The 17913-nt window shown below is 40.3% G+C and carries 20 protein-coding genes; 11 read left to right on the top strand and 9 right to left on the bottom strand.

Going from position 1 to position 17913, the window contains the following annotated elements; genetic code table 11:
- Positions 1 to 152 precede the first annotated feature (152 nt).
- Positions 153 to 776 carry a PorT family protein gene (locus tag M9899_05300; GenBank protein ID MCO5113573.1) on the bottom strand — a complete coding sequence of 208 codons (624 nt, stop codon included), beginning with the start codon at positions 774 to 776 and terminating at the stop codon, positions 153 to 155.
- 134 nt (positions 777 to 910) lie between these two features.
- On the bottom strand, positions 911 to 1114 hold the full coding sequence (locus M9899_05295; GenBank protein ID MCO5113572.1) for a CsbD family protein: 204 nt from the start codon (positions 1112 to 1114) through the stop codon (positions 911 to 913).
- Between the two features lie 260 nt (positions 1115 to 1374).
- On the opposite strand from M9899_05295, the gene M9899_05290 reads away from it, so the two are divergent.
- The 4 genes from M9899_05290 (at position 1375) to M9899_05275 (ending at position 3134) form a co-directional block, all read left to right on the top strand.
- Positions 1375 to 1941, top strand: coding sequence for a DUF2799 domain-containing protein (locus M9899_05290; GenBank protein MCO5113571.1), 567 nt, complete (start codon positions 1375 to 1377; stop codon positions 1939 to 1941).
- A gap of 15 nt (positions 1942 to 1956) precedes the next feature.
- The gene (locus tag M9899_05285; GenBank protein MCO5113570.1) at positions 1957 to 2127 is read left to right on the top strand and encodes a DUF1328 domain-containing protein; all 171 of its coding nucleotides are present in this window, start codon (positions 1957 to 1959) and stop codon (positions 2125 to 2127) included.
- A 152-nt stretch (positions 2128 to 2279) separates the two neighbouring features.
- On the top strand, positions 2280 to 2540 hold the full coding sequence (locus M9899_05280) for a hypothetical protein (GenBank protein MCO5113569.1): 261 nt from the start codon (positions 2280 to 2282) through the stop codon (positions 2538 to 2540).
- A gap of 147 nt (positions 2541 to 2687) precedes the next feature.
- On the top strand, positions 2688 to 3134 hold the full coding sequence (locus M9899_05275; protein MCO5113568.1) for a hypothetical protein: 447 nt from the start codon (positions 2688 to 2690) through the stop codon (positions 3132 to 3134).
- Positions 3135 to 3202: 68 nt separating this feature from the next.
- On the opposite strand, the gene M9899_05270 is transcribed toward M9899_05275, so the two are convergent.
- On the bottom strand, positions 3203 to 4159 hold the full coding sequence (locus M9899_05270) for a serine protease (protein MCO5113567.1): 957 nt from the start codon (positions 4157 to 4159) through the stop codon (positions 3203 to 3205).
- A 285-nt stretch (positions 4160 to 4444) separates the two neighbouring features.
- A complete protein-coding gene (locus M9899_05265; protein ID MCO5113566.1) occupies positions 4445 to 5869 on the bottom strand; it encodes a DEAD/DEAH box helicase in 1425 nt (474 codons plus the stop codon).
- 172 nt (positions 5870 to 6041) lie between these two features.
- Here M9899_05265 and M9899_05260 point away from each other — a divergent pair, with 172 nt between their 5' ends.
- Positions 6042 to 6704, top strand: a complete 663-nt coding sequence (locus tag M9899_05260) for a hypothetical protein (GenBank protein MCO5113565.1) — start codon at positions 6042 to 6044, stop codon at positions 6702 to 6704.
- A 24-nt stretch (positions 6705 to 6728) separates the two neighbouring features.
- The gene (locus M9899_05255) at positions 6729 to 8513 is read left to right on the top strand and encodes an ABC transporter ATP-binding protein/permease (GenBank protein MCO5113564.1); all 1785 of its coding nucleotides are present in this window, start codon (positions 6729 to 6731) and stop codon (positions 8511 to 8513) included.
- On the opposite strand, the gene M9899_05250 is transcribed toward M9899_05255, so the two are convergent.
- Entirely contained in the window at positions 8510 to 9373 is an 864-nt protein-coding gene (locus M9899_05250; GenBank protein MCO5113563.1) for an alpha/beta hydrolase, read from the bottom strand. The genes M9899_05255 and M9899_05250 overlap by 4 nt on opposite strands.
- 139 nt (positions 9374 to 9512) lie before the next feature.
- On the opposite strand from M9899_05250, the gene M9899_05245 reads away from it, so the two are divergent.
- The gene (locus M9899_05245) at positions 9513 to 9929 is read left to right on the top strand and encodes a DoxX family protein (protein ID MCO5113562.1); all 417 of its coding nucleotides are present in this window, start codon (positions 9513 to 9515) and stop codon (positions 9927 to 9929) included.
- 201 nt (positions 9930 to 10130) lie between these two features.
- On the opposite strand, the gene M9899_05240 is transcribed toward M9899_05245, so the two are convergent.
- Complete coding sequence (locus M9899_05240) at positions 10131 to 11519, bottom strand: POT family MFS transporter (GenBank protein MCO5113561.1); 1389 nt, start codon at positions 11517 to 11519, stop codon at positions 10131 to 10133.
- A 140-nt stretch (positions 11520 to 11659) separates the two neighbouring features.
- Here M9899_05240 and M9899_05235 point away from each other — a divergent pair, with 140 nt between their 5' ends.
- A complete protein-coding gene (locus tag M9899_05235; GenBank protein MCO5113560.1) occupies positions 11660 to 12559 on the top strand; it encodes a radical SAM protein in 900 nt (299 codons plus the stop codon).
- A 25-nt stretch (positions 12560 to 12584) separates the two neighbouring features.
- Here the strand turns inward: M9899_05235 and M9899_05230 are convergent, their stop codons facing one another.
- Genes M9899_05230 through M9899_05220 form a run of 3 tightly spaced genes read right to left on the bottom strand, consistent with a single transcriptional unit; the run spans position 12585 to position 15198 of the window.
- A complete protein-coding gene (locus M9899_05230; protein ID MCO5113559.1) occupies positions 12585 to 13277 on the bottom strand; it encodes a redoxin domain-containing protein in 693 nt (230 codons plus the stop codon).
- Positions 13274 to 13915, bottom strand: coding sequence for a thioredoxin family protein (locus M9899_05225; protein ID MCO5113558.1), 642 nt, complete (start codon positions 13913 to 13915; stop codon positions 13274 to 13276). Before M9899_05225 ends, M9899_05230 begins: the two co-directional genes overlap by 4 nt.
- Entirely contained in the window at positions 13912 to 15198 is a 1287-nt protein-coding gene (locus tag M9899_05220) for a hypothetical protein (GenBank protein ID MCO5113557.1), read from the bottom strand. The genes M9899_05225 and M9899_05220 overlap by 4 nt, the downstream gene beginning before the upstream one ends.
- A 140-nt stretch (positions 15199 to 15338) precedes the next feature.
- Here M9899_05220 and M9899_05215 point away from each other — a divergent pair, with 140 nt between their 5' ends.
- From M9899_05215 to M9899_05205, 3 genes are read left to right on the top strand one after another with little or no spacing between them, the layout of a single operon-like run.
- Positions 15339 to 15932: a DUF2796 domain-containing protein gene (locus tag M9899_05215; protein MCO5113556.1), complete on the top strand. Its 594-nt coding sequence runs from the start codon at positions 15339 to 15341 to the stop codon at positions 15930 to 15932.
- Entirely contained in the window at positions 15929 to 16645 is a 717-nt protein-coding gene (locus M9899_05210; protein MCO5113555.1) for an ABC transporter ATP-binding protein, read from the top strand. Before M9899_05215 ends, M9899_05210 begins: the two co-directional genes overlap by 4 nt.
- On the top strand, positions 16646 to 17911 hold the full coding sequence (locus M9899_05205) for an ABC transporter permease (protein MCO5113554.1): 1266 nt from the start codon (positions 16646 to 16648) through the stop codon (positions 17909 to 17911).
- The last annotated feature ends 2 nt before the right edge of the window (positions 17912 to 17913 follow it).

Genomic DNA, 17913 nt, shown 5'->3' with positions numbered 1-17913 from the left:
GGTCTCTGTCATTGCATCATTTATCAGCGTTTTTTAACGACTCAGTAAACAATGCAGATCATGGGGGTCATTATATTCCGAGAAAAGCAGTAGAAACAAGAAATGTCGAGCCAAAGCTTCTACGAGTGAAGCTTTGGCCCTCAGTTTTGAAACTAAAGATCAACTTTGACACCCGCAAGTCCTGTGAGTGTTTCGTAATCTGTGTTTTTGGCCTTATCAAATGGGCTAGAATATCTGGCTTCGATAAAGATTCCTGTTTTATCGCTGACAGCAAAATTAAATGTTGCAGCAATATCGTAACCAAATTCGACAGAGTCATCAGCTTTTGTTTCTACAGAACCGATGGGTGTACTTCCAAACTCTAAGCTGTCTTTAACGTTACCAACTTTAATAGAGGCAAAAGGTCCTGCGCCCACAGAGAAATAGTCGCCTAGCCAAACTCTGGCTAAAATAGGGATGTGTAAACGATTAACTTCTTGAACTAATCTAAAGCCTGCAGCTTCATAGTCGTATTGTCTTTTGATAAAGATGGCTCCAGTTTCAATGCCAAGTACGCCATTGATATTGGCTTCCACAAGCGCACCTACGCCAAAGTGGTATTGGTCATCTTCGCTGCCGCTTCCATTGTCTTCAACACCACGGTTGATCACACCAAATCCAGAAAAGATCAATGATCCCGCATCTCGTTCTTTAAAAACGCCAGCCCAAGTGGGTGCCACAAAACCAGTTCCAAAAATAGCTATCACAGTAAGTGTTTTGAGTATTAAATTTTTCATTTTATTGTCCTTTAATATATTGCAGAATTTTTATTTCATCTTTTTAATCAGTAACCCGCTCTTGTGTCTGGTTTCGCCTGAAGCAGAGCACAAGTGAGTGGGCAGCACTGATGTGCTGGTATAATGGATTATGACTAAGGTTTAATGCTTTGTAACATTCTGTTGATGGAGTCGGTCACTTCTTCTTTTTGTAGGCCGTACTTTTCTTGGATCATACCTACAGTCTTATCGTAGTCACCTTCTGCCTTTTTGATTTCGTCATCGGTGAGATCACCCCACATCTTTTTGATTTCGCCTTTAACCTGTTTCCATTGTCCTTTAAATGTATCTTTATTCATTTGTCTCTCCTTTTGTACGGTATTGATTTTATTTTTAATGTTGGAAAAGATAAAATCCAACATGCTGTCGTGTTTATAAATATAAAATACATCGACGCATTTAGATTCCTGTTGCTGTAGCTTTCTTAAGAAGAAATCTACACATTAAGTTTGCAAGATGTGAAGAAAGCTGCACAAAAAATAAAAGTGTGCGGAAGGTAATATCTTCAATCAAGTAATATGATTTAACGTATAGACAGCCTTTTGGATTTAAAAACCAAATGCAAACTAAAAACAAACAGGGAGATTTACAAATGATGAGTAGAATAATTGCGTCAGCAGCTCTAATTTTAACAGTTACTGCTTGTGGAACATCAAGTAAACAAGAGTATTGCAGCACTACAGATTGGCAAGAAGAAGGAAAGAAGATCGGTCTTCGTGGTGATGCAGAAGATTCAGTGATGAAAGAACAAAAACTCTGTGCAGAACTTGGTATTCAGCTTCCTTTAACTGAATATAAAATAGGATGGGATGAAGGGATTCAGCAATACTGTTCCGAAGAGAACGCTTTTACTTTAGGACAGAAATCTGAAAAGCATAAAGCTGAAAACTGTCCTATAGTCTATCGTCCGCAATTTTTGACATCTTACGAAAAAGGTAAAAAAGTTCAAAACGTAAATCAAAAAATTGAAAAAGTAGAAAAGAAAATAGACAGCACAGATGCTGAAAAAGAAAAGTTACAAGCTGAAATTTCTAAGAAAAGAAAACAGATTGAGAAGCTTGAGGGCAAAGAAAGCTCCTTAAGAAGTCAAAAAGAAGATTTGATCGAAACCAAAACCCAAAACTAACACAAAGGAGCTCACATGTTACGATGGTCCATTACATTTTTTATTATCGCAATAATTGCGGCACTATTCGGATTTAGTGAGATTGCGGGGACGGCAACGGGGATAGCAAAAGTTTTATTTTTTGTATTTCTGTTACTCTTTGTTTTTTCACTCTTGTTCTCTGGTATCAAAAAACCAAGGGAATGAGGTTTGAACTTTAAAGAGGATTTTCCTTTGGGTTGAACTTAAGACATAGGTACTCTTGAAAGTCGCCCAGAGGAGAAGCTCTTATAGAAGTTGAGAATAATTGAAAAATTATAAACCAAACGGTTGCATTAACCATTAAATAGGAGGTCAAAATGGCAACATCTACAAAAGAAGAAATCAAAAGCACAATGAACGGAGCCCATAGAAAGGCAGAAGAAGTGTATGATAAAGCAGAAGAAAAATTTTCTGCTGTGGCAGAGAACTTAAATCAGATTTCGGATAAAGTAAAAAGAGCTTCTTCAGATTTAGCTGATAAGTCTATTGAAATGGCTCAAAAATATCCTGTTCATACAGCTCTTGGTGCCGTTGCAGTGGGTTTTGTGTTGGGTGCTTTTATAGCTCGTAGACGCTAGATCTATAAAAATGTGAAGTAAAAGGTAAGAACGATAAGTTCTGCGTAAGCAAAGAAGGCGCTTGACACCGTAAGGGTGTGTAAGGACTAGCGCAGTAAGAATGATATGTTCAGTGTAAGCCAAGAAAAAGAAGGAAAGTAAAATCTGATGAAAACGCCAATTTATAAGTTTGATTCAAAATATGATGAGATCATAGATCGGTTAAAGGTCTTTGCCCTTGATACTTTGACCTATGATCTCAGAAGGTTTGTGTATAGATTAACCTTTAAAGAGGTATTCCGTTACATCGTAGCTGGAATGTTCTTGGTTTTGATACCAACCTTAGTTGTTTTGGCCATCTTATCCTCTGTTTACACGGGCTATTTGTTTATGAACGCTACTGGGGATTATGTGTTGTGGTTGAGCCTGTCAGTGACGGGTTTTTTAACTGCTTATTTATTTTACTATTTCTCGGGTCGGTTTCTATTTAATAGATCGTCAAGACTGACTAAACTGCCCGATGTGACGAATCCCGCAGAAGTGTTCATCTCAAGAGTGCTGGCACAGCTCAGGGAAGAACAAAGGCAAATGGTTGAGGAGTATCATCGTCACTAAAACTTTTGGTTGAGAACTACCATCGTCACTCAAACTTTTACTCACAAGCAACGGATGAACGCTCAGCCCTAAAGGGGTTGGGCGTTGTTTTTAATAAGCTCAAGAATTTCGTTACTGATAAACTGGCCATGAGAGTACATGACAGTTCCTTCCTTTTCATCTTTGTCATCACAGGTTTTAAGGTCTGGGGTGCATTTATTGGGACGCGAGCACTGATCTTTTTCTGAATAGATATAGTCTAAAGAAGGAAACGCTCTCACAATGACACCAATGGCTTCGTTCTTTGAATTTAAAATAGGACTACCACTATTTCCTCCAAAGACATCTAAGTTCATGGTGAAATAGTACGGATGAGTGGTTGTATCTAATACGCGACCATTAAGAGTGGCTTTTTGTGGTAAGCCTGTGGGATGTCCAACAGTCGCAATAGTTTCATTTTGCTTCACTAAAGTTTGAACCTTGAGTGCTGGGCGATGAATATGACGATCCAGTCGGATCAGCGCAATGTCTTCGCCATGAATGGTTTTAGATGAATCACTAGGATCATTCATTTCGTACATAAAGTTGGCATAGATGACCTCTTTACAGTTTGCGATGTTTTCTGTTGAGATCAATGCCGATAAAGGTTTTGCTGCATTTTCATATTTATAATCAAAGGCCCATTTGAAATCAGAACACTGAGGAGTCATGCCATTGGTGATGGTGGTGTTATAGTGGGTCATACAATGACCTGCTGTGATCAATAGGTCACTAGCCACTAAAAAACCTGTGCAGCTGACACTTGCAGTGGGCTGGCCATAAAAACGCTCGCCTTTACACAAAGCCACTTCACTACTGTCTGAAATTTTGGGGAAGTCCATTAAGAATCCTAAGGGATCAGATATTAGAAAAACAGGTGAAACCAAAAGAGCAATAGCGGGTGAAACTTCTCGATTCAGTGTGGGGCTATTGTAGATTTCTGTGCGGTCATCCATTCCAAAAACCACGGCATGAGCTGTGGGGACATGAAAGCTTGTAAGAGCCACTATTGCACTTAGAATGAGCAATAGTGCAAAGCCACGTTTACGGTCTGTGGAGGGCCAGAAAAGTCGGCTTAAAAGGTGAAACGTGTGTGGTGCCTTGAAGCGAAAACTCGAGCAAATTGTATCTTTTCCAAAAAAACCCATAAAACCCCCGCCAAAATGCTACTTCGAGGGGCATAAATTGCAAAATGTTTAATGGATTATGGAAAGGCACGTTAAAGACTATAACGGAACCTTGATACAAAAAGGCTCAAAGATGAAAACTAAGAGACAAAGCAGGTGGCTATTTTATCGTTTTTTGCCACGGAAACGCTTAGATCCCTTGTTTGAAGGACGTTTTGTGGATTTAGACTTCTTGCCTTTAAAGCCAGATTTACCTGCTGATGCAGCCGATTTAGCGTTACGCTGAGAAGACTTTTTCTTGCTCCGTGAGCCTGATGTTTTACCTTCAGATCGGCCCTCTTGTTGTCCTCGGCGGTCGGCTCTTCTTTCTGATGAGTCACCTTGTCTCTTGGCGTGTGTGCGTACACTTTTTCTATTTCTAGAGGGGCGAGAATTTCTAGAGCGAGAATCATATCCTGAAGATTGGTCTTCCTGGCTTTGTGCAAAATGCTCTTCAGTTTCGACTTCGCTCAGTTTATATCTTTTAGCGATCTTTCTCCACTGAGACACTTCAGCTGGAGTCACAAAGCTCAGAGCATCTCCGCTGGCTCCATTCCTGCCAGTTCTTCCTACTCTATGAACGAAGTCTTCGTCCATCATGGGGAGGTCAAAGTTAATGACGTGTCGGACTTGTGGAATATCTAAGCCTCTGGCCACCACATCGGTAGCGCAAAGAATGCGTGATTTATTATTTTTAAAGTTTTCAATGGCGCGATTTCTCTGGCCTTGAGTTCGGTCTCCATGAATTTTAAGGGCGTTAAATCCATATTCATTGAGTTGATCTGCAAGTTTGTCAGTTTTAACTTTAGTTTTAGAAAAGATAATGACAGAACCTTCGCGACGATTCAGCTCGTCCATAAGTAAGGACTCTTTATTTTGTTTTTTTGCAAAGATCACTTTTTGTTTAATCTGAGAAACAGGCTGAGAGCGTGGCCCAATGATGATCTCTTTGGGTTGGTACAAATAATCTTTGATTAAAGCTTTAACCTTACTTGGCAAAGTGGCTGTGAACAGCATGGTGTATCTTTTTTCTGGTAGATATTTAAAGATCTCTTCAAGTTGAGGTGCAAATCCCATGTCTAACATGCGGTCACCTTCGTCTAAGATCAGATATTCAAAGTTTTTAAGGTTTACAGTCCTGCGGCGCAAATGATCATTAAGACGTCCAGGTGTAGCGACAATGATGTGTGGGTTGCGTTTTAAAGAACGAACTTGTCTGATCATGTCTGTGCCACCGACAATGACAGACATTTTTAAATTTCTGGTGTTTTCGACAAAAGGTCGAATGACGCCAGCAATCTGTTGGGCAAGTTCTCTGCTTGGGGCAAGGATCAACCCGCCTTTTTCTGGGGATTCAAAAAGTTTAGTCAATAAGGGAAGACTGTAAGCTAAGGTTTTTCCTGAGCCTGTTTGAGCGCAAGCGACTAAGTCTTGTTCACCAAAGGCGTAGGGAAGTGCTTCGTTTTGAATTTCGGTTGTTGTAGTAAAGTTTAATTTTTGTAATGTCTGTTGAACAGGCATAGGGAATTGAAAATCAGAAAAAGATTTCATGACAAAAGATCCTCGTTTAAGTTGTTTATAATCAACGTTAAAGAGGGTTTTGTAAGGGACAAAGCTCTTGCGGCGCTAATTAGTGGTGATTTACTGTTGAAAACCACCAGAAGTCAAATTATACCTTTTATAACGGTATAATTTATAAATCATTCACAGGAACCTGTATTTTATGGCACGAAAATCTCGCAAAGAAAAAGCTATTGAGGCCATCAATAGACAAGGGATCTTATTGGTTTTTCCTGTAAAAAATCAAATTGAACCCCTTTCTTTGTGGAGTGAACTTTTTCCTAAAAAAGAAATGCGATGGGAATGGACTGATGATGGGGATAACAGTGTGTTCATGCTCTGGGCGCTGATGAAAGAGTTATCTGCAGAGGGTGAAGTGGTGTATTCTAAGTGGTATCAAAACCGTGCCACATTTTTTTCCCGTGAGCTGTTTAAGAACTTACTTGTATGGGGGAGATATAACCTCAACCCCACTCTATCCCAATCAGCGCAACAGATTTTAGATGAATTGGAATCGAATTCTCCGTTATCGACTAAGGAGATCAAAGACATCACAGGTCTGAAAGGTAAGCTTTTAGAGCCTGAGTATTCACGTGCCATCAAAGACCTGTTTCAAAGGTTTTTAATTGTGGGTTTTGGTGAGGTCGAGGATGGAGCATTCCCTTCGGCGGCACTGGGTGCCACAAGGTTGATTTTTGAGGACTTATGGTTAGAGTCTCAGGATATAAGCCAAAAAAATGCAGAAGCGTATGTGCAAAAGGTTTTAGGTAAGCACAAAAAGTGTCATGATTTTTTGATACGGAATCAGAAGAAGATGAAAATTTAGAAGTGGTAGCAGGTAAAAGTGAGTATGGAAAAAACAGACAAATCGCAATTTAAAACCTTGATGGAGCTTTACTCTTATGCGGGTGAGTATAAATTGACGGTCATCTGGGCTGTCATCTTTTCAATTTTAAATAAAATTTTCGATTTGTTCCCTCCTGTACTGATTGGTCTAGCAGTGGATACTGTGGTCAAAGAAGAGCAATCTTTTATGGGCCAACTTATGGGCTACACGCAATTTGAGCAGTTGATGGCACTTGCGGTTTTAACGGTTGTGATTTGGGTGTTTGAATCTTTGTTTGAATATTTGTTTTCAGTCAAATGGAAGTATCTGGCACAAGTCATTCAACATAAAGTGCGCATGGAAAGTTATGCTCACGTCTTAAAGATGGATCAAAGATTTTTTGAAAAGCAACAGTCAGGAAATATCATTTCGATCATTAACGATGATGTGAACCAACTGGAAAGATTTTTGGATGTGGGGATCAATGATCTTATTCAAATCACAGTGACAGTACTTGCTATTGGAACACTTTACTTTGTAAAGAGCCCTTATATGGCCTTGCTCAGTTTTATCACTATGCCGTTGATTGTGTATGGTGGGATTTGGTTTCAAAGATTCCTTACCCCGCTTTATAGAACAGTCAGGGACCGCGTAGGGCTTTTAACCAGTGAGTTGAATAACAATTTGCAAGGGATGAGTACGATTAAAAGTTTTGCCAAAGAAAATGAAAGTTATGAGAAACTTAACGCACTTTCTATGGAATACTACAAGGCTAATGAAAAAGCGATTTATATCAGTTCTTTATTTACTCCATTGATCCGCATGTTAGTGATGGTGGGATTTTTAATGACTTTGCTGGTGGGTGGACACTTAGCCTTGCAGGGAAAAATAGATGTGGGAACCTATTCGGTGATGATCTTTATGATTCAAAGACTTCTTTGGCCACTGACTCGTTTAGGTCAAACTTTAGATTTGTTCCAAAGAGCGATGGCTAGTGTCAGTCGAATTTTTGAACTGTTGTCCCAGCCCATTGATATGAAAAACGGGTTTTATATGGCCCACGGTTCAAATGTAAAAGGTGAAATCGAGTTTAAAAACGTAAATTTTGCGTATAACGCCAGCGAACCTATCCTTTCCGATTTTAATCTTAAGATTCACCATGGAGAGTCTATAGGTATTGTGGGGGCAACGGGTTCTGGCAAAAGCTCGTTGGTTAAACTTTTACAAAGATTCTATGACCCAGATTTAGGAGAGATCACCTTAGATAAAAAACCACTCAGAGATTATGACTTACAATCGTTAAGGTCAGTGATTTCAGTGGTGGGACAAGATGTTTATTTGTTTCATGGTTCTATTTTAGAAAACTTAATGTTTGTTAAACCCTCAGCAACCCCTGATGAAGTGTACGAAGTATGTAAGACGGCGTGCATTCATGATTTTATTCTTACTCTTTCTGAGGGTTATAATACAATTGTAGGTGAAAGAGGGCAGCGGCTTTCTGGGGGGCAGAAGCAAAGACTATCTATTGCGCGTGCGTTGTTAGCAGATAGCCCCATTTTAGTTTTAGATGAAGCCACCAGTGCTGTGGACAATGTGACAGAGGCCAATTTGCAATTGAATCTCCAAGGGATATTAAAAAATAAAACCACACTGATCATTGCCCATCGTTTATCTACTGTGATCAATTGTGATAGAATTTTGGTCTTAGAAGAAGGTCAGATTTTGGAAGAGGGTGGGCATACCAAGCTTTTAAAAGCCGAAGGAATCTATCATTCTTTGTGGAATGTACAAACTGGTGCGAAACTTTAACTGATTGTACCCGTTCTTAAAAATTGAATGATCTTGGTGATCACCCAAGTATTTTTTAAAATTTTATAGTGGCCTAAATTTTCTGTAATTAAAAATTGTATAGAAGGTTTGAGGCTCATAAATCGTTCTATCCCTTTAAAATCTACATCCTCGTCATTTTTATCATGAATAAGTAACCACTTGGCTTTCACCTGAGGGTAAAAATGAATGGGACTGAGTTCTAATGGAGTAATGCCAAAGGTGTTCTCGACCCTATCTATAAAGTGCTTTTGAGCTTGGAGTGGGAGCTGGATTCTTTTCCAAAAATTAAAAATCACTTTTCTGATGTCAGGCACACCACCAATGGTGATCAGTTTGGTGACCTGATCATGTCTTGAAGCCACATAAGCGCATGCTCCTGCGCCAAAGGAATGTCCAATAAGAGTCACTTCAGGCTTTCCCACAATAGAGAGGTCTTTTTGTAGCAATGTGGCGACTTGCAACATATTGGTGGTGCGTTGTGGGTTTCTGCCATGCGCGGGAGCATCCCATGCGATCACGTAATAGTTTTGAATGACTAAGGCTTCGATGATATTGCGCAAAACAGAGCTGCGTGAACCCCAACCATGCACCACCCACACTTCGGGGTCTTGAGGACTACCAAAGCTTCTAGCATCAAGACCACTGGGGAGTGGCACTCGATCAGCACTATCCCAAAAGTGCGTTTCTGTGGGGCCGCGCTGGGTTTTAGGTGGAGTCATAAAACGTCGAAGAGCCTGTTGAGCCGCCACTTCGGGTAATATTTGGCCTGCAATGGTAAAGTAATAAACATTGAGTTTTGCCAGAAGTTGTTGTGCGAAGTCACTTTTTAGAATCGACATTAAGCCATTTTAGCACTTTTATAAGAGTGGGGCACCCATTTTATATATAGAATATGAGTTTACTCTTGCTCATCTTAAAAAGGACATAGATACTTGAAATGAAGAATTTAATAATCACAAGATGTGAGGAGAAAAGAGCATGAGTGTGAAGTCTTATTTTAAAGTGAAGTCTTACCATACGGCACCGTCTGCAGTGCTTTTGATTTTAAGAGTGGTGGCAGGATTAGCTATGATGTTGCATGGATGGGGTAAAATTCAATCTCCCTTTAATTGGATGGGAGCGGATTCAAGTATTCCTGGTGTCTTTCAATTTTTAGCTGCATTTTCAGAATTTGGCGGAGGTTTAGCTTGGATTTTAGGGTTACTCTTTCCTTTGGCTTCGTTAGGAATTTTAGCCACTATGATCGTGGCTGCGGGATTTCACATTTTGGTCAATGGTGATCCCTTCGTAGGTGCGGGATCTTCTTATGAATTAGCCGCTCTTTACTTTTGTTTATCTTTAGTCTTCTTGGCATTTGGCCCAGGAAACTACTCTGCCGATAAAAAAATATTCTAAAAAATTTTGGTCTAAAGATAGGGGAGGAACTCTTTAAGAGTTTTGCTCCCCAACACAAATCTGGCGTTCCGTTTATGAACGAACAGATCCTTAAACAGAGCTATTGGATAAATTTTAATCTCGAAACACCAGCACAAAAGAGTGCTGGTGTCTTTTAACAAAAGGACTGCGGCAATAAAAAGCCTGTTAAGAAGAAGCCGCTTAGGCCTCTTGAACCGATAAGCTGTGATCTTGAGTGTAGCTTTTGATTTCGTACTTTTTAGCTACAAAGACATAGCGAATGGCTACAACGGTGATCATGCCAGCAAAAAATAAATAATAAGATGGACCTGATAAGATCACACTTCCATCAGGACGTTGGATAAAGTAATTGATGGCAGCCGTAATCAGATTTCCTAACGAGATGGAAAGCATAAACACACCCATAATTAAAGACTTCATACTGTTTGGAGCTTGGGTGTAAGAAAACTCTAATGCGGTCAGATATAGAATCACTTCTGCAGAAGTCAGGATGATGTAAGCAAAAACCTGCCAAAGAACACTAGGAGTTTGCCCAGCCACAATCAAAGACTCCGCATAGGCCACAATTACAAAAGAGACCGCAGCAATAAAAAATCCTGTTCCAATTTTACGGAGAGGATTGAGGTCAATTCGTTTTTGTACGAAGGGATAAATGATATTTGTGAATAAAGGAATAAAGAGCATCACTAAGATAGGATTGATAGCTTGCATTTGAGCGGGGTCCATCTCAAAAGGTTCTATAAACTTTAAATCCACCCAGCGGTTCATCTTTTTAGCTTGATCCACCCAAGTAGAACCTGTCTGTTCATAGAGGGCCCAAAAGAAGGCGATGAAAAGATAAAGGCGACTGAGTTTTAAAATGGCTTTAATGCCTTCAGGACTTAAAACATCTTGTTTATATTTCTTCCAACCCACAGCAGGCATGGCCACAAACTCTTTGCGTCCTAAGTAAAAGACGTAGGTTGCAAGGAACATTAAGGCTCCAGGCAAACCAAAAGCTACAGCAGGACCAACGTGCTTTAAAAGTACAGGAGTCAAAAGCGTAGAGAAAAAAGCTCCAAAGTTAATGGCAAAGTAAAAATATCCAAAGACTTTGTTAAAGAGACTGGCTTGTGAAGCATTAAACTGATCTCCCACATGGGCGGAAACGCAGGGCTTAATCCCGCCAGAGCCTATAGCAATTAAACCTAAACCCAAAGCCAACCAAGTACGAGGCTCAAAAATTTGAGTCATAAAATGGATGTCCATAAAAGCTAAGCAGAGGTGGCCCAGACAGTAAACCAAAGAGAGATTTAAAATAGTTTTGTATTTCCCCCAAAAGGCATCCGCAACGATGGCCCCTAAGAAAGGGAAAAAGTAATTGGAAAGCATAAAAACATGGTACCAAGTTGTGGCTTGTTCTTTGGACATGGCATCTGACATGCCTGAACTATTAAGCAAATAGTCGGTCATAAAGATGAATAGGATGGTGCGCATTCCGTAATAGCTAAAACGTTCAGCCGCTTCGTTCCCTATAATATAGGCAATGCCTTTAGGCATTTTGGGCTGGTTTTCTGTGGTGACAGACATAAAATTCCCCCGATTTTAGTTGCTTAAGTAGAGGACACAGTAGTAGTGATGAACTCCAGAATCAAGATTTAGTTCTCACAACGCTGCTCCGTAATAGGGCCAAATAGGCAGGGGCAGGGTGTTGGAGGCTGTGGGTTAAAGTGAGCTATAAACGTTTTAAGAAAGTTTATTTAGAGATCAGCAACATCTGCAATCTTAAGTGTTCGTTTTGCCCAGCCGTAGAGCGTGGTGAACAGCAAGTGGCTGAGGACACCTTTAAGGCGCGGCTTTTAGAAGTGAGCCCTTGGGCAGAAAGAGTGTGTCTGCATGTGATGGGCGAGCCCTTGGCTCATCCTTTACTTCCCAGATTTATTGAAATCGCTGGGGACCATCAAGTGGATTTAGAAATCACTACGAATGGAACTCTATTGTCTGCTTCAGTGCAAGCGTCTTTACTTCACAAAACAGTCAAGCAAGTGAACTTTTCTTTGCAGAGTTTCACGGACAATTTTCCTACAGCTAACCCTCTGACGTATTTAAATAAAATATTTGGGTTTATTGATCAGGCCTTTATTGAGCGTCCAGATTTATATATAAATCTCAGGCTGTGGAATATTGGCGATCACAAAGCGGGGCAAGACACAGAGTTTTTTTTAAAGCAAATTGAAAGTAAATTTGATGTTCAAATCAACAGAAGTGTGGACGTGGGTTTTAAAAAATCTAAAAATGTAAAATCCAGACTCTACATTCATTTTGATTCACGTTTTATTTGGCCCGATTTAAAGCATAATAAAATTTCAGATGCAGGTTCGTGTTACGGTACAAGATCGCAAGTGGCTGTCTTAGCTGATGGAGTAGTGGTTCCCTGCTGCTTAGACAAAGAAGCGGCCATCAATTTAGGTGTGATGGGACAGACCAGCTTTGCAGACATTGTGGATGGCACAAAGGCAACGCGAATAAGACAGGGCTTTGAGCAGGGGCGTATGTTAGAAGATCTGTGTCAAAGATGTGATTATGCACAAAGGTTTAAGAAAAAAGCGCAGACAGTATCTGCGCTTTAAGATTCGGTAAAGATAGATTTAGGTTTTATAGATATTTCACCGAGCAGCCGTAAGGTTTTGTAGAGGCGTTTGTAATCGGCTTATTGTCTAAAACACTTGTAACGGCTTCCACGACATAGTTTTGTGCGCCCGCTAAACTGCTGACGTTCGCAGAAGGTTTGTTATCCATTCCGCCCATGTATTTTAAAATACCTTTTTGGTCTATCACATACATGTGTGGAGTGGTTTTGGCCTCATAGGCTTTTCCTACTGTTCCCTCGGGATCAAATAAAAAGGCTGTCATGTTGCCCTGAAGTTTAGATTTCAAAGCGGTGGCTTCTTCAGCCGTGATGTGACCTTGTTTACCTGGAGCAGAAGAAATGATGCTCAACCAGATCAGCTCCTGACCTTGGGCAGAGACAAGTTTCATCATATTGGACTGGGTGTTTTGCATATTTTTTGCTTTTTGATCGTAGTGCTTTACGACGTAAGGACACTCATGGTTGAACCACTCAAGGACTACAATTTTTCCTTTGAGGTCGCTCAGTTTGTAGGTCTTGCCATCGTGTCCTGGAAGTTCAAAGTCTGGTGCCATTTGATCTAGGGTGGCAGTCGTGGGTCTGTCTGACGCATTGATGGTTGGACTGTCTTGGGTTGAAGCTTTTTCTGCGGCATGATTTTGTTTCGTGCAGCCTTGAAGCATAAAGCTTAAAATTAAAATAGATAAAACATATTTCATAACTCTCTCCTTAAGTGTGTTTTTAAATGTTGAATCAGTATTTGTGGTGTTAAAACTTCTGGTAAAAGAACAGGCTCAGAGGACTCGGGTGTAAAGAACAAATACATGGGAACTCCAGCCCGTCCATAAGATTGTAATATTTTGGCTATTTCGGGACTTTTTTGCGTCCAGTCCGCTTTAAACATTTTGATTTTATGATCTTCGATAAATTTTTGTACTTCAGCATCTTGAAAGGCGACTTTTTCGTTCACCTTACAACTGATGCACCAAGCGGCTGTGAAGTTGACAAAAACAGGCTGAGACTTTCTTTGCTCAGCGACGCGTTCTTTAGAATAAGGAGTCCAAAATCCATCCTCTTGAGCGCTCTGAGGTAACAACTGTTGCATTAAAACCCAAGCCAGCCAAAGTGCTGTGAGTAAAAGGGGTATGGCCATGGCTTTTTTAAAGTAAATCATCCAAGTGCCTGGGCGGGGCAACCATGATAGAGAGTGGGGGAATAAAGATAAAAGTAAAAACGGCAATCCCAAACCAAGCCCAAGACTTGTAAAAATTGCGAGCACCTCGAATGTGGATCGAGACAGCGCATATCCCATTGCCGCTCCCATAAAGGGGGCCGTGCAAGGAGAGGCCACGATCACTGCCAGCACCCCAGTAAAAAAGGCACTAACATTATCCTGTCTTTACTTAAGTCTTGCCCTATATTTAAAAAACGAAATTGGGGCAGTGAAAAGAAGTCCAGAAAGTAAAAGGCCATCAGTACAAAAAGCAAAATTAAAAAACCAGTGAAGATAGGAGACTGCAATTGAAATCCCCAGCCAACAAAGTGTCCCGCAGATTGTAAGATTAAAATAGTAATAGATAAAACCCAAAAAGATACAAGAATACCTAGAACATAAAACAGTAGGGATGTGCGAATGTTCTTTTCTTGGTGAGACTGTACGACCTGAAACACTTTAAGCATCAGAATAGGAAACACACAGGGCATAAGGTTAAGAATCAGGCCTCCAAGTAGACCAAACAGCATCATCAGTAAAATGGCAGAACCTCCGCCCGATGATTTTGCCTTTGAGGATAAAATGTAAGACTTAAGAATGCCGTCTTGATCTTTGAAGCTGGCAAGAAACTGCCACGACGCATTTTCTATAGAGTGGTTTTCGTTTTTAAATTGATATCTCGTCTGTTGAGGTGATTCAGAATCCAGTGGTTCTGGAGGTGTGCTACTTATGTTCAGGCCAGGGTATGGAAAGATGTCGACAAGATGGGGGAAGGTGGGGAAAGTTAAAGTGGTATGAGTATCAGTGCGGTCGACAGTGGCGGTTAATGTTTTGATGGGCCAAGACTTACGTGTGGTTTCAAATAGAGTTCTATACTCTTCGTTGAGCGTGCTGTCTTTGATGTGCTGCTTTTCTGTTTCACTGTAAATGTCCATAGGAGGAGGAGCAGGGAGGGTGAGTTTAAAATCATAAATTCCTGGGATACATTCTTCCTGACAGACCAACCATTCTGCCGAAAGTTCAAACGTCAGTTGTCTTTGTGAAAGTTTGGGTGAAATTTCGATGGGAAACTGGATTAAAACTCGGTCCTCATATCCAAACGAATAAAGAGGCCCCACCTGATATCGTTGAGGTGTGGGATAGAGAGGTTCACCAATATGGACACCTTTGATAGGTTTAAAATTAAAAATCGAAGCGGATGCCGAGTCCCCAGGGTTGATCCAATAGGTGTGCCATTTTGGGTCCAGCTTTATGTCTAGTCCAAGATAATATTTTTCTCCAGCGTACATCACTTGATGTTCAGAAACAAATTTGACTGTAGAGTGGGCCTGTTCAGTAAAGTCGCTTTGGGCAAAAGCGACAACAGCATTAAGGCCAATACAACAGAAGCAAGTCGCTCGTATTATGAGCTTGAAAAGACTCATCATATTCATGAAAGAGATTATACATATTTTGCCACACGAAGTGAAATAGTTTATATTCTATATTTAGATTGAATTGCGATAGAGGTGAACAGGTGTCTTCAAGTTACAAACAAAGGCCTAAACACGGAAAGTTCGTTGCCATAATGGCACTAGTGACATGGATTCAAATTATTTTTTTGCACGTTTCAATGGCCCATGTGCACGGACAAGGAAACTTAAATTTGGTCATTGAGGACAATAAGTTGGTGCTCTCTGTGACCTTACCCGCAGAAGATGTGATTGGTTTTGAGAGAGCGCCCAAGTCAAAAGAAGAAAAGTTGGTTGTGGACAGGGCCATCGCGAGACTCAAAGATGTTCACAGTATGTTTGAGTTTCAGAAAGAAGCACGCTGTAAACTTTTAGATCAAGCTTTTGTTTCAGCTGAAGCCATTTTAAATTCAGAAAGTAAAACACCAAAACAAAAGCGTCATAAACATAAAGGAAAGTCCAAAAAAAATTCAAAGTCTGCCCACCAAGAAAGTGCGCATGTGCACAAGCCTTCTTCATCAGGTCATTCAGACATTCAAGTCAGTTATATGTTGGAGTGCTCGAGTGTATCAGATCTTAAACAGATTAAAGTTTTACTGTTTGAACTATTTCCTAATATACAAAAATTAAAAACACAACTTGTGAGTGAAGAGGTGCAGAGTGCCTCGGTTGTGAATGCTAAAAAACCATTTTTTATTTTAGGAAAATGATGGCAGACATTCAGCTATTAGAGTTGCACAATTTGAAATTTTCATGGAACCCCAAGGGCCCTTATCTTATTGATGTGGACTCTTTTGTTGTAAACCAAGGAGAGAAAGTCTTTATCTATGGACCCAGCGGAGTAGGGAAGTCTACCTTTTTAAATTTATTGAGTGGTGTTTTGTCTCCTCAAGCAGGTCAGATTAAAGTTTTGGGGCAAAATTTGGTTTCTATGCCTGAAAGTCAAAAAGACGGGTGGCGTGGTGATCATATGGGCTTTATCTTTCAAATGTTCAACCTGCTTCCGTATTTATCGGCTTATGAGAATATCATCTTGCCCCTAAGTTTTTCTGAACATAAAAGACAAAGACTTTTAAAGAATAGAAATATCAATGACGAGGTCGATAGGTTGATCTCAGCCCTCGATTTGACCTCTGACATTTTAAATCAAAAAGTGAATCATTTAAGCGTAGGACAGCAACAAAGAGTGGCTGCGTGCAGAGCCTTGGTAGGAAGTCCTGAGTTGATCATTGCTGACGAACCTACATCGGCTCTAGATGCAAACGCACGTCAAGGATTTCTTGATTTGTTATTTTCTGAATGCTCTCGGAATAATTTAGGACTCATCTTTGTAAGCCATGATATGGCTTTAGGAGAAAAATTTGACAGAGTCATAGCACTTGCAGATATCAATAAGGCGCAAACTCGTGCAGGAGATCAATAAATGTTTGTAAAGACGTTATTTTCAATTGCACTGCAAAGTTTGTGGAACAGAAAAATACCAGCATTGCTGTCTATTCTATCTATATCACTGAGTGTGGTGCTTCTATTGGGGATTGAGCGCATTCGTCAAAGTGCACGTTCAAGCTTTGAATCTACGGTGTCTGGAGTGGATTTAATTGTGGGCGCCAGAAGTGGTTCGGTGAATCTTTTATTGTATTCGGTTTTTAGAATTGGAAATGCCACTAACAATATTTCTAATAGAACGTACAACGATCTTATAGAAAATGAACATGTAGAGTGGATGATTCCGATCTCTCTGGGAGACTCACATAAAGGTTATAAAGTTATTGGAACCAGCAACGGCTACATCCAGCATTATAGGTATGCTGGGGATAAAACTTTAACTCTAGAATCTGATGGGACATGGATAAAAGATTTATACGATGTAGTCCTAGGTGCTAAGGTGGCCCAAACTTTATCTTACAAGGTGGGTGATCAGATTATTTTATCTCACGGAGCCGATGCCGTGTCTTTTCAAGACCACGAAGATCATCCTTTTACTGTGAAAGGAATTTTAAAACCTACAGGAACGCCAGTAGACAGTTCGCTGCATATCTCACTCAAAGCTATGACAGCTTTGCATAAAGATTGGCAAGAAGGTGCGCCAAGCGCAGAAGATCACATGCACGCACTCACTGATGCAGATGTGGAAGAAGCAGATATTACGGCTGCTTTTGTAAAATTGACTTCAAAAATGCAAATCTTTAACTTTCAAAGACACATCAACGATTATAAGGCCGAACCTTTAATGGCGATTCTTCCAGGAGTGAGCCTTAGTGAACTTTGGCAAACCTTAGGCTGGGCAGAGCAGGTGTTGATCTTTATAAGTTTTTTAGTTTTGCTTGTCAGTCTGTTGTCGATGCTGATTGCTCTTTTATCTACGTTAAATGAACGACGACGAGAAATGGCCATTCTACGAGCTTCGGGGGCCAGCAAAAAGTTTATTTTTACATTGCTAGTGGCTGAAAGCATTCTTTTGGTTATATTGGGTAGTGTATTGGGGATAGGTTTTCTTTATGCAGGATTGGGGATAAGCAAGGGAATTCTAGAATCACAATTAGGATTATCTTTAAATTTATTTAAGCCCACTGTGATTGAAGGATGGTATCTTCTGGCTATTTTTGGATGTGCTCTTGTTGCAAGTTTATTTCCTGCATGGCGTGCGTATAGGAATTCTTTGGCAGACGGCCTAACGATTAAGGTTTAACT

It is taken from the genome of Pseudobdellovibrionaceae bacterium, assembly GCA_023954155.1.
GTDB lineage: Bacteria > Bdellovibrionota > Bdellovibrionia > Bdellovibrionales > UBA1609 > JAMLIO01.
The sequence above is the reverse complement of the archived record's forward strand: the minus strand, read 5'-3'. Positions and strand labels throughout refer to the sequence as shown.

Bases quoted from the DNA above. Each gene is read 5' to 3' on its own strand.
- M9899_05300 (MCO5113573.1), bottom strand. From the start codon at position 776: ATGAAAAATTTAATACTCAAAACACTTACTGTGATAGCTATTTTTGGA.
- M9899_05295 (MCO5113572.1), bottom strand. From the start codon at position 1,114: ATGAATAAAGATACATTTAAAGGACAATGGAAACAGGTTAAAGGCGAA.
- M9899_05290 (MCO5113571.1), top strand. From the start codon at position 1,375: ATGCAAACTAAAAACAAACAGGGAGATTTACAAATGATGAGTAGAATA.
- M9899_05285 (MCO5113570.1), top strand. From the start codon at position 1,957: ATGTTACGATGGTCCATTACATTTTTTATTATCGCAATAATTGCGGCA.
- M9899_05280 (MCO5113569.1), top strand. From the start codon at position 2,280: ATGGCAACATCTACAAAAGAAGAAATCAAAAGCACAATGAACGGAGCC.
- M9899_05275 (MCO5113568.1), top strand. From the start codon at position 2,688: ATGAAAACGCCAATTTATAAGTTTGATTCAAAATATGATGAGATCATA.
- M9899_05265 (MCO5113566.1), bottom strand. From the start codon at position 5,869: ATGAAATCTTTTTCTGATTTTCAATTCCCTATGCCTGTTCAACAGACA.
- M9899_05260 (MCO5113565.1), top strand. From the start codon at position 6,042: ATGGCACGAAAATCTCGCAAAGAAAAAGCTATTGAGGCCATCAATAGA.
- M9899_05255 (MCO5113564.1), top strand. From the start codon at position 6,729: ATGGAAAAAACAGACAAATCGCAATTTAAAACCTTGATGGAGCTTTAC.
- M9899_05250 (MCO5113563.1), bottom strand. From the start codon at position 9,373: ATGTCGATTCTAAAAAGTGACTTCGCACAACAACTTCTGGCAAAACTC.
- M9899_05245 (MCO5113562.1), top strand. From the start codon at position 9,513: ATGAGTGTGAAGTCTTATTTTAAAGTGAAGTCTTACCATACGGCACCG.
- M9899_05240 (MCO5113561.1), bottom strand. From the start codon at position 11,519: ATGTCTGTCACCACAGAAAACCAGCCCAAAATGCCTAAAGGCATTGCC.
- M9899_05230 (MCO5113559.1), bottom strand. From the start codon at position 13,277: ATGAAATATGTTTTATCTATTTTAATTTTAAGCTTTATGCTTCAAGGC.
- M9899_05220 (MCO5113557.1), bottom strand. From the start codon at position 15,198: ATGATGAGTCTTTTCAAGCTCATAATACGAGCGACTTGCTTCTGTTGT.
- M9899_05215 (MCO5113556.1), top strand. From the start codon at position 15,339: ATGGCACTAGTGACATGGATTCAAATTATTTTTTTGCACGTTTCAATG.
- M9899_05210 (MCO5113555.1), top strand. From the start codon at position 15,929: ATGATGGCAGACATTCAGCTATTAGAGTTGCACAATTTGAAATTTTCA.
- M9899_05205 (MCO5113554.1), top strand. From the start codon at position 16,646: ATGTTTGTAAAGACGTTATTTTCAATTGCACTGCAAAGTTTGTGGAAC.